Source organism: Niastella sp. (assembly GCF_045805085.1).
Taxonomy (GTDB): domain Bacteria; phylum Bacteroidota; class Bacteroidia; order Chitinophagales; family Chitinophagaceae; genus Niastella.
This window is the reverse complement of the sequence record NZ_JBJMLX010000196.1, coordinates 1-11,398: the sequence shown is the minus strand read 5'-3', so window position 1 is coordinate 11,398 and position 11,398 is coordinate 1. Positions and strand designations below refer to the sequence as shown.

8 protein-coding genes are annotated in these 11,398 nt (G+C 45.7%); 5 read left to right on the top strand and 3 right to left on the bottom strand.

Annotation, left to right across the window (positions count from 1 at the left end; all coding sequences use genetic code 11):
- The 5 genes from ACJ751_RS10025 to ACJ751_RS10005 form a co-directional block, all read left to right on the top strand.
- Positions 1 to 522 (top strand): sensor histidine kinase (locus ACJ751_RS10025; RefSeq protein ID WP_407745352.1); only part of this gene is annotated, 522 nt, incomplete at its 5' end.
- On the top strand, positions 519 to 1,283 hold the full coding sequence (locus ACJ751_RS10020; RefSeq protein ID WP_407745351.1) for a LytR/AlgR family response regulator transcription factor: 765 nt from the start codon (positions 519 to 521) through the stop codon (positions 1,281 to 1,283). The genes ACJ751_RS10025 and ACJ751_RS10020, both read left to right, overlap by 4 nt.
- A gap of 59 nt (positions 1,284 to 1,342) precedes the next feature.
- Positions 1,343 to 2,440 carry a DUF695 domain-containing protein gene (locus tag ACJ751_RS10015; RefSeq protein WP_407745350.1) on the top strand — a complete coding sequence of 366 codons (1,098 nt, stop codon included), beginning with the start codon at positions 1,343 to 1,345 and terminating at the stop codon, positions 2,438 to 2,440.
- A 169-nt stretch (positions 2,441 to 2,609) separates the two neighbouring features.
- A complete protein-coding gene (locus ACJ751_RS10010) occupies positions 2,610 to 3,794 on the top strand; it encodes a glycosyltransferase (protein ID WP_407745349.1) in 1,185 nt (394 codons plus the stop codon).
- Positions 3,781 to 4,839, top strand: a complete 1,059-nt coding sequence (locus ACJ751_RS10005; protein WP_407745348.1) for a lipocalin family protein — start codon at positions 3,781 to 3,783, stop codon at positions 4,837 to 4,839. The genes ACJ751_RS10010 and ACJ751_RS10005 overlap by 14 nt, the downstream gene beginning before the upstream one ends.
- Positions 4,840 to 5,010: 171 nt before the next feature.
- Here ACJ751_RS10005 and ACJ751_RS10000 read toward each other — a convergent pair whose 3' ends face one another.
- The 3 genes from ACJ751_RS10000 to ACJ751_RS09990 all read right to left on the bottom strand — a co-directional run.
- Complete coding sequence (locus tag ACJ751_RS10000; RefSeq protein ID WP_407745347.1) at positions 5,011 to 6,996, bottom strand: OmpA family protein; 1,986 nt, start codon at positions 6,994 to 6,996, stop codon at positions 5,011 to 5,013.
- Between the two features lie 26 nt (positions 6,997 to 7,022).
- On the bottom strand, positions 7,023 to 8,027 hold the full coding sequence (locus ACJ751_RS09995; protein WP_407745346.1) for a PorP/SprF family type IX secretion system membrane protein: 1,005 nt from the start codon (positions 8,025 to 8,027) through the stop codon (positions 7,023 to 7,025).
- Positions 8,028 to 8,074: 47 nt separating this feature from the next.
- A partial coding sequence (locus tag ACJ751_RS09990) for a gliding motility-associated C-terminal domain-containing protein (RefSeq protein ID WP_407745345.1) occupies positions 8,075 to 11,398 on the bottom strand: 3,324 nt, incomplete at its 5' end.

The window sequence follows — 11,398 nt, the reverse complement described above, 5'->3', positions numbered from 1 at the left end:
ATCGATGATCCAATAGCACAGAAAGCCCTGATGGAAGGACAGCCCCGGATAGAAGCCATGAGCCTGATACACCAGAAACTGTATCAAACAAAAACAACCAGCCGGGTAAATATTCAGGAGTTCATTGCCGAATTATCGGAGAACCTAATGCATGCTTACGGTTACAAAGCTCATAATTTTAACCTGCAACTACACGTAGCCGTACAAGAACTGGAAGCAGACATTGCCATTCCTGTAGGCCTCATCCTCAATGAAGTGGTGACCAATGCTTTCAAGTATGCGTATAAAAATGTAACCGACCCTGCGTTGCATATTTCATTGCAGGAACAGGCGAACAAGCTGCAGTTGACCATTGGCGACAATGGCCGGGAGCTCACCGAAAAAGCCTGGAAATATTCCACCTCCTTTGGACGGCAGCTCATCTTGTCGCTCACCCGGCAACTGGAAGGCAACATGCAATTGACCTGTGATACCGGTTCAATATTTACTTTTACATTTCCTGTTAAACCAACACAAGCATGAATGACAAAGTAAGGATCATGATCGTGGAGGATGAATCCATTGTAGCGTTGGACCTCTCGATGCGTTTACAAAAAGAAGGGTACGAAGTAGTGGGCATTGCTGCCAGCAGCGACGATGCCATTGCCCTGTTTACCGACCAAAAACCCGACCTGGTGTTGATGGACATTAATATCAAAGGCGCTAAAGATGGCATTGAAACCGCCGCCGCGTTAAAAAAGATCCAGGAAGTGCCGCTTATATTTCTCACCGCGTTTTCGCAAAATGAATATGTGAACCGGGCCAAAGCGGTAAACCCATCGGCCTACCTGGTAAAACCGTTCAATAACGACAGCCTGCATACCAGCATCCAGATAGCCATTCATAATTTTGCCGTTCCGGGTAAACCCACCGAGCCCCCACCAACAGATGCTACGAAGGAAGAAGTAAATAAAGAAACCCTGCTTTTCTTCAACAACTACTTTTTTGTAAAACATAATTACCGGTTCAATAAATTCTCCATCGATGAACTGTTGTTTGCAGAAAGCGATAACAATTACATCAAGCTGGTTACCACCAATAAAAAGATCGTCTTACGGGTATCGTTGCAATACCTTGCAGACAAATTCAACCATCCCGCGCTGGTGCGCGTTCACCGGGGTTTTATAGTAAACATCAGGAATATCGACAGCTTTAACGAGGAAGAAATAATCATTGGTGCACACCAGATTCCTATTGGCAGAAATTATAAAGATGATTTTCTGAAAAGCTTTCGATACCTGTAAACGTCACCCATACAATAAACACCAAACACCTGAGTTTATATACAAATCAAACAGGATAAATGAGCTTTTTAAAGAAACTGTTCAATAAAAAAGAAGCCCCCATTAATACCTATGCCGATTTCTGGAATTGGTTTTTACAGCATGAAAAAACTTATTTCAATGTTGTAAAAACCGGCGGACCCCGCATTGAGAAGGAGCTGTTTGATAAACTCTCCCCCAAACTACAAGAGCTTAAAGGAGGGTTGTTTCTGGTAGCGGGGATGTACGACGAGCATACCGCAGAACTGATCATTACCCCCGATGGCGTTATAAAAAACATCGTGTTTGCAGAGGAGATAATACAGGCAGCGCCAGCCATTGCAGGCTGGAAGTTCACGGCCCTGAAGCCTGCCCTTGATCTGCCGGATGTGCGGATAAAAATGGAAGGTTACGTGTTCGATAAAGATCATTTATCATTCTATTCAAACGACAGCAGCCTGTACCCCGATGAAATTGACATCACCGTGTTGTACCAGGATTATAAAAAGGAAGATGAAACAACCATCATCAACGGCACGTATATTTTTCTCGACAATACCCTGGGCGAACTCAATTCGGTAACCACCATCGACAATCTTACCGTGCAGGGTTTGCCCGTTACCAAACAGGAACTGATCCCTATTGAAAAGCTGAAAGACTTTCTGATCTGGCGGCAAAAGGAATTCATGGAGAAATATGATGGCCGCCGCCACGATACGGAGAACGACAACTACGCGGGGCTGGAAGCCCAGATGCCCAATGGCTGTCCGTTGATTGCGGTGGTAAACTCAACCCTGCTGGAATGGGACGCCAAAGCATCGCACCCCTGGATATTGCATTTTGACATCACCTACGATGGCCGGGGCAGAAATGGCCTGCCCGATAACGATACCTTCCGGTTAATGGCTGTTTTTGAAGAAAAAGTAATGAATGAGCTGAAAGATTTTGACGGCTATCTGAACATAGCCCGGGAGACTGCCAACAACAAAAGAACGGTATATTTTGCCTGTAAAGACTTTAGAAAGCCATCAAAAGTATTGCACCAGCTTATTATAGAATATTATGGTAAGCTCAATATCTCATATGATGTTTTTAAAGATAAATACTGGCAATCGCTGAATAAATTCAGATCCAACTAAGAAAAAAAACATTTCATCGTAAAAAGTTGCACAGGAAAGTATAATTACTATATTTACTTTATATAAAAAATGTTGAATATACAATTCACTGTTTTTTGAATCCAATTAATCCTTCTGTCCGGGCCGGCAGAGGTTAAAATCCAAAATTCCAATATCTAATATCCAGCCTATGCAAGCAGATAGTATGAAAACCGTACGTACCATTGCCATCGTGTATTCAGAAGCGGCCTCTGGTCCCCTCTCCGCCGCTACCGCCTTAAAAAATGTTTTACAGAACCGCAACCCCCAATGCCATGTGCGCCTGGTGAACATCGCCGAGATCTTCGATCATCATCCGCTCTTCGGAAAGATCGTTCGCACCGGGATCAAATTTTTCAACTGGCAATTAAGGAATGACAGCGTGGTTGGGTTGAAACAACTGATTAACCTGTCGATGTTTTTTGCCAACCAGGTTGGTAAAAGAGGCATCCGCAAAATAGCCCAGTACTGGAAGGCGTCGCCAGCAGACATTGTTGTATCTGTAACCCCCCTCTACAATCCGGTGTTGTATCGCAGTGCTCAGCTGGCCAATCCGGATGTACAATGCATAACCGTGCCGGTTGATTTTGAAGAAGTACGCAGCAACTACTGGTTTACGCCTGATGTAAAGCAGTATTATTTAAATGGTACGGCCCGTTTACAGTTACAGGCAGCCAAAGCAGGCATCCCCGAAAAAGAACGTTTCCGTATCGATGGCATGCCGGTTGGTGTTTGCGCTTATGAATGCACGCCGCACAATCGCAGCGAACAATTAAGAGCTATTGGTTTGAACCCCGTATGGCCCGTTGGTTTCATTTCCTTCGGTGCACAGGGTTCCCGCAACATCCTGGCCATTACCAAAGCACTGGCCAAACAACACCGCCACCTGAACCTTATTATCATGTGTGGCAGGAACAAAAAATTATACAAACAGGTAACGGCTTTAAAACTGCCCTTTCCTGTAGCAGTATATACCTATTTACCCAAAACGCCTTTGCGTCACCTGCACCTGGCCGATTTTGCCATTGGCAAACCAGGTGCTATGACCATTACCGAATCGCTGATAACGCAAACGCCCCTGATAGTACAACAAAGCAAGGGCATGCGCCCCATACAAAAAGCCAATGAAGAATGGCTTAAACAGGCAAAGACCGGTATTGTAGCGTCAACCCCTGAAACAATAGCTGCTGCAGTAAATGAGATCGTAAATAACCCGGTTTTTAAAGCACAGATGGATGAACACCATCACCAGGCACTTTATCAAATGGCGGCGTTTATAGAAAAGCTTGGCAAAATAAACCAGATACATAAGCCCTATTTACATGTCACAGCCTAAACAATCAAGCACAAAAAAGAAAGGAACAAAAAAACAACCGGCAGACTGGCCAGCCGATAATAACCCTGTTGACCTGGCCATACATGATCTGCCACACGAATCATCGACCCTGGAATGCTGGAACCAGAACTGTCATTTGGCAACTATACAAGGCCGGCATTTCTCCCTGTTCGCCTCCTTTACCAGAATGGTTATCGGAAAAGACGAGCATACCGGCGAAGCCATCTATACCCATTCCGTTTCCTGGGCACTAACCGACACCGATAAACAAAAATACCTCGCCGATTCCCTGGCCGACCGCACCGATGCCATCATTAACAATACCACCTTACAGCTGGAGATCGATCACAACAGCTTTCAAAAGATACAGGAAGGAAAATACCAGCTCAAACTGCACAACCCGGTTACGGGTGTAGGTTGCGAGTTGAATTTTATGCCATTTGTAAACCCGGTATTGCATGGTAACAACGGCCTGGTCACCGGCACCCGTGGCGAAGAACTGTTCTATTATTTTATTCCGGCCTGTGAAGTAAATGGCATCATTACGCTGGGAGGCGAAGATCCGTTTGAAGTGGAAGGCTGCGGCTGGTACGATCACCGGTTTGGCAAACCTAAAACTGCCAGAGCCAAAAAACAACAGTTGTCATTGAACTGGTTCTCCATTCAGTTAGACAACAACTGGCAGATAACCGCCTACGAATTATTCGATACAAATAAACAACCGGCACTATTCGATACCGGTAAACAACCGGCCGCCCGTTGGGGCGTTCTCATTGACCCCGATGGCAACGCGGCGCCCCTGGCTGATCTTCAGTTAACGACCGCTGATACCTGGATCAGCGCCCGCACGTTTATCGCCTATCCCACACAATGGCGATTAACCATTGCCGAATATTATATTGACATTGACATCCATGCTTCTCTGTCCGATCAGGAGGTTATCACTGTTGTTGATAAACCAGCGTTCTGGCAAGGCCGGGTACAAATAACCGGCCGCTTTGGCAAGAGAACGGTAAATGGATTGGGTTATGTTGAACGCAGCTGAAGGCAGAGGGCAGAAGGCAGAAAAAAAATACAAACCCCCAATCAGCATAACTGGTTGGGGGTTTTCTCGTTAACTTGTCAACCTGTTAACCTGTCAACCCTATCAACTATATTAACTGTCTCCTTCTTCCTCGTCAACTGGTCAACTGGTTAACTGATTAACTTTCAGGCTCTATTTAATTATCTTAAACTCTACCCTTCTATTTTTCTCACGGGCCGATGGAATATCCCTACCCCTCTTGTCTTTTTCTTTTTCCAGCGGTTGAGTAGCGCCATAGCCTTTTGCGATCAGGCGGCTGGCGTCGATACCGGCATTCACCAGGTAACTCACACAGGCGTCGGCACGGGCCTGGGACAATTGCTGGTTATAGCTGGCGGAACCAATGCCATCGGTGTGCGCCGAGATCTCCAGTTTTACGGTTGGATTGGCTTTCAGATACGCCACCATATCATTCATATAACCATAAGAGGCAGGATCCACTTCTTTTTCGTTATAACCAAACCTTAGATCGTGTGTTACCAGGGTTTCCTGCCCTTTGAACGGATCAGGGATCTTTGTCAAACAGTTTTGCCCCACATTAATGGTGTCGGAACTGGCGGAGGCAGCAACCAGCGCTTCGTTTTTATACTTATCCTTTACAGCAGTCAGGCGTACTTCCTTACCAATTTCCGTTTCCAGGGTATAGTAACCTTCCATATTGGTTGTTTGCGTAGCAACAGATTGTCCGCTGGTATTGGTAGCGGTGACCGTTACCCCACCGATGGGCGTTTTGTTTTCACAATCCACAATTTGTCCGCTGAAGTACTGATGGTAAGGTTTGTGCAGGGAGAACAATTCCAGGCAGCATAAAGAAGCGCGGTCGCTGCTGATGATCGCCTCTTCAAGCAGGTTCTTACCACGACTTACAAAATAGCTGTCGTTTTTAACGGAATTTACGGGATAACCCAGGTTCACTGCTTCAGACCAGCTGCTGCCAAAAGCGCCGGTTGAAGAGAACAGATCGAAACCACCCATACCGGTACGCCCTTTGGAAGCAAATACCAGCGTGTTGGCGGGTGCAAAATAAAAAGGCGCCCCATCATCTTCTTTGGTATTGATGGCTGTACCAATATTCATGGCTTTACCGGGGCGACCTTCTTTCAATGGCGCATACCAGATGTCGAAACCACCCTGACCACCCGGCCGGTTGCTCGAGAACAACAGGTATTTACCATCTGCTGTTACGTGCGGTTGGCGGGCATCGGTCCCTTCCACATTAACGGAGCCTTCTACCAATGTTGCTGGTGTCCAGCCATTGGCGCCGTTCTCACTACTGTATATCGCAAAAGTTTTATTACCGTCAGCCAGGGTATTCCAGCCGGTAAAGAACATTTTTTTGCCATCGGGCGTAAAAGTAGCCACACCCTGATGCGTGCTGGTGATGCCTGTGATGGGTAATTTTTGTGCTTCATCAAAACTGCCGCTGTGTTGCGCGGTAGTATACAAAGCATTGTTGTATTCTGTTGTTTTGTTGTGCTCATCAACACTGCTACGGGTAGCCGTGAACACCAGGGTGCTTGCATTCATCCAGGCGGCCGCATAACTGGCGCCTTCTTTATTAACCTGGCTATTCAACTTTACTATTTTCACATGCCCCTCACCCTGCTGTAATTGCTGTTGAATAAAATTGCAATTGGCCAGTTCGAGTGTTGCTTTAGCTTTATATTCAGGGGCCGGTTTTGTTTTAAGGAATTTTTCCAGTTGTTGCTGTGCCTGGCTGTATTTACCATTAGCACGCAAACAAATGGCATATTCGTACAATGCATTGGGATACGCTGCTGCATCCATGTCGATCACCTCTTTGTAATATGGTTCGGCATGACTGAAGTCCTGCAGTTTGTAATAAGAACCGGCCAGGTTATACAACAGCGTCACCTTGGGGTTCACCCCTTTACTTTGGGTTGAACCGGTTTGCTTTTTTTCAACCTGGTACGGCTCATAGTTATTTTGAGCACTCTTATTGCCGGCCAGTGATTTTTCATAATACTGAGCAGCGGAATAATAATCACCCTGCTTATAGAATTTATCAGCAGCCCGTTTGTAATTTTTTACAACCTGCGCATCAGCTACTGCAAGCGACACCACCAATCCCGATGTTATTATAATATATTTGAACATTTTCTTAATTTTTGAATAACATAAAACTACATGGCCGGACAAACAAACGGAACCCGTTTCGTTTTAACGGCCCTGCGACCCATCACAGACAGCGAGATCTCAAAGCTGTTGGCTTTACCGCTGATCTTTGACAGATCAGAAGTACCAACATCATAACTAAGGCCCAGTACAAAAGTTTTATAATATACACCCACGTAGGGAATTATTGCATCTTTGATGCGGTAGTTGGCGCCCACCAGAAAGTCGGCATCTTCATTTATATTGCTTTGGATATAAGCGCCGATCATTTTTTCAGAAGCCTTTCCCTGGCGCATGTACAACAGGTTGGGGGTAATGCTGAGCCCTTCCGAAATGTTGAACTGCGCCCCACCATGGGCCGTTATGCGAACAGGCATTTTCTGATGCGTGCCATCGGTAATAAAAGGATCTTCCGGTTGGGTTAAATGATACCCCGAGAGCCCGGCAAACAGGTTCATCTTTTTGCCTGGCGTGGCATCGTAATACACTACACCGGCACCGGCATCGAAATTTGAACCGGAGGTTTTATTCAGGGGTTCATCAAAGGGCTGATCAACAGCTCCGGTGTTTCCATTGTACATGCTTTGAGTCTGCAACTTCGAGGGATCAAAACGACGATTGATTATTCCGAATGACATCCCCATTGAAATGTGTTGGTTGCCATCGTCCCCAAACCGTACACCTGTATACGCCATGGACGCATAAGCCGTCAGGTAATTATACCCGCCACTACCGGCCTGCTGGTTCATGACGTTCAACCCCACATTTACATTCTTGCTGGTGGTAATATCAGCTGATACACCGGGGGTTACATACGGACTGGAAACAGCATCCCATTGACGGCGATAAATAGCCGTTACGCGGTAGTCACCATCCATAACACCCGTTAAGCCTGGATTCAGCCACAACGGATATATGTAATACTGCGAGTAATGCGGGTCTGTTTGCGCCTGTGTGGAAATACCACACAGCACACCCATCAACCCCATCGTGAATATTGCGAGGTTTTTCATAATAGTTAGTTTTATGGTTTTACCCGTGTTTTGCATGCTGTACCAGCTTAACGGATCAGATTGATCGTTCCTTTTTTGTTTACAACAGTACCATCCAGCATGGTCATGGTGAGTGCATATACATACACGCCTACCGGTTGTTGTTTGCCATTGTAGGTTCCATCCCAACCATTTTGCTGGCTGCTGCTTTCAAAGATCTTCTCACCCCACTGGTTAAAGATCATCAAACGCATGGTCCTTATTTCAGGACTTTCTATTTTAAATACATCGCTCTTTCCATTTCCGTTAGGCGTAAAGGCATTGGGCACGAAATACTTGTTATTGGGTGTATGGGCCACTATCTTTTTTGAAGTAGCTGTTGGGCAATTAACCGAAGAGCCCAGCGCCTGCACCGTAAAGGCTATCTCAGTACCAGCTGTTAACCCGGTAATAACATGATACAAACCGGTTGGGCCTGAAGAAGGGTTGGTATAATTCACGCCGTCGGTCGATACTTTATAACCGGTTGCATTGGTTACTGCCAACCAGGAGAAACGGATGGATGAAGTGGTAGTGGTATCAACCTGCACATCGGGTCCTGCGCCCAGTTGTAAACACAGGGTACGGCCTGTTACTTTAGCCGATGTATCATTGGGACAGTCTACCGTTGTTCCCAGTGCTATTACAGTCAGGGAAACATCGGTTCCGGCAATAATATTAGAAACTGTGTGGGTAGTACCTGTGGCGCCTGAAGAAGGCGCTGCATAGTTCACGCCATCAGTTGAAACCAGGTAACCGGTTGCATTAGTTACTGCATTCCAGCTAAAGCTCACCTGGGTAGTAGTGGTATTGCTTACTGTTACAACAGGCTTGGTCAACGCCAGGCAATAACTGAATTCAAAGGCGCCCATATCGGGTTTTGCATGACGGGCCAGGCCATTGATATCGGTAGTGATACCAACCGAAGTACCCTTATTATCCAACGTTTGTACAGTAGGGGTATAATCACCGTTAGCAGGAATTTGGAAAACCGGGTCAATGCTTAATGAGTTGGTATCAGATTTCCAGTCGGTTTGCCAGGCAGCTCCTAAAGCAGGGTAATCAGTGGGAACTAAATACCCGATGAAATTTTTGGTACCGCCTGTTGAACCGTTATATAAGTTGTTATAATCTGAAGTAAATGTAGAACCACTTACACCAATATATAGACAATACTTGATGCCGGTACCACCCCGCTTTATGACAATGTTGTTATCCTTAATTACGAGTCCTAATACTTGTGAGGAAATACCTGTTGAAATACCCCTGGTAGTTTGAGTGGAGGCTGCGGCATCGTCCAGAACAATGGTATTGTGATAATACTTTACGTTATAGGATCCTCCATTGAGAATTCCGTTCTGCTGACCGTTGCTGTTAAAGTTATAAATGACGTTATTGCTAACGGTGATCGAATTACTCAGGTCGCCAAAGGAAGCACTATTGAAAATCCCATCTGCAGTATTGCCATTTGTTTTTGCTGCACCATATGGATCGTGGATCCTGTTCTTTGAGATCAGCAGATTGATGTGGTTGGCATCTGTAAAGATGCCATAAAATGTACTACCAAAGTTAGCTGTACGCGTAGGCCGGCTGATATCGTTGCCTTCGATCAGGGTATTCTGGGTATTTGACACCCAGATACCATAGGTACTGAAATCTTTAATAATATTATTGGTAATTATATTTCCCTGTACATATAGCGCAGATGAAGTACAGGTGATTCCATATTTGCCACCGATAATGGTATTGCCGGTAATGGTATTGCTGTCGTTAAAGCTAGGTGAAGAAGTACCTGTATAATTTTTTGCATCCGGGCTCATACTAATACCTGCCAGGTCGGGACTGCTGCCGACAGCAATACTCATGGTAATAGTACAATTTTTAACGGTATTGTGCGTAGCGCCGTTGATGAATTGAAATGCGGTTCCATAACCGGTTGTGGTAGCATCCGGGTTCACCTTCAGTCCATCAAAAATAAAATACTGGGCGCCATTCAACTTAATCACCTCTCTTTCACTGTTATTGGTAGAATTGAAAGCCATGGTAGCGCCATTACCTTTGAAGGTAACGGTATTGGTGGCAGAGGTACCATTTATCCTGGGGATGATCAATTGCTCGCGATATACGGTCCCATTATCAACTACATTAAACACCACCGGGCCTTTGATACCACAACGAATGGCATTTAACGCATCGTTAAATGTCTGGTAATTGGTGCCTGCTGTAGGTTGTAAATTATTGATGGTATATGTAGCTGCGGCCAGTGAAGGCGAAACAGTTACCAGCACCGGTGTTGAATAGTCAACCTGTGTGCCGCACGTTACCGCTGCACGATAGTACAGGGTGCTGATAGCCTGCATGCTGTTAGTTGCAGGGTGAGCCAGCGCCGCACCTGTATTGGTATAGGTACCGTTGATGGTAGATGATGTTTGCCATTGGTAGGTTTGGCCGGTCCCAAATGAATTACCGGTAAGGTTCAACGCCATGGGCGATCCTTCACAAATAGGCGATCCTGGCAACATAGTAGCAGCGCCACCTACTGCAGGGCCTGCGCAGGCAGGCGTTAAAAATTCATACGCGCCAATATCAGGGTGTTGGTTATTACGAACAGCGCCCGTGATATCGTTGTTGATACCTACATATTGACCCAGGTTATCGATGGTTTTATCGGTTGGTATCAGGTTGAAGAGCGCAGCATTTGTATAAAGCGGATCAGAACTTACAGAAAGCAGGTCTTTCCCTGTTTTCGTTTGCCAGTTGGCCAGCGTGATTTGTGTACCGCCGGAATAGCCTACTGCATTGGTAGCACCGCCTGATGGCACATAAAAAAGATTGCGCTCACTATTGAACTGGGGTATGTTGGCCGCCATGTGAAAACCATAGTTCTTATCGGTTGTGGTGCGGCTAACCGTAATGATATTATCCAGTACATTCAGTCCGCTGTATACATTTGTATAAATACCCGCCGTTTCTTTACTGGCTGTAACCGCATGATTATCGAGCGAAATGGTATTGTGATAAATATTCAGGTACGCACCGCCATCGGCCCAAATGCCATACTGCAGTCCGCTGCTTTGAAAATCATAAATAAGGTTATTGGCTATTACATTGGCCGTAGTGGCAGAAGCAAAAGCCTGGCCAATATCAATTCCTAATAACCGGCTATTGGGGTCGTTTGTGGCGTCATAAAAGTGGTGGATCTTGTTGTTTAGCACCTGCGTATTGATATTAGGCTCAAACAACGTAATACCATCTGCGCTGTAGTTGACCGGTGCGCTTACATCATTTCCCTGTACCAGCAGGTTATCGTTGTAAAACAAATAAATACCGGAATTCCAGTAACCGGAGATCTT

Excerpts from the sequence above, each read along its gene's own strand:
- ACJ751_RS10020 (WP_407745351.1), top strand. The coding sequence starts at position 519 with ATGAATGACAAAGTAAGGATCATGATCGTGGAGGATGAATCCATTGTA.
- ACJ751_RS10015 (WP_407745350.1), top strand. The coding sequence starts at position 1,343 with ATGAGCTTTTTAAAGAAACTGTTCAATAAAAAAGAAGCCCCCATTAAT.
- ACJ751_RS10010 (WP_407745349.1), top strand. The coding sequence starts at position 2,610 with ATGCAAGCAGATAGTATGAAAACCGTACGTACCATTGCCATCGTGTAT.
- ACJ751_RS10005 (WP_407745348.1), top strand. The coding sequence starts at position 3,781 with ATGTCACAGCCTAAACAATCAAGCACAAAAAAGAAAGGAACAAAAAAA.
- ACJ751_RS10000 (WP_407745347.1), bottom strand. The coding sequence starts at position 6,996 with ATGTTCAAATATATTATAATAACATCGGGATTGGTGGTGTCGCTTGCA.
- ACJ751_RS09995 (WP_407745346.1), bottom strand. The coding sequence starts at position 8,027 with ATGAAAAACCTCGCAATATTCACGATGGGGTTGATGGGTGTGCTGTGT.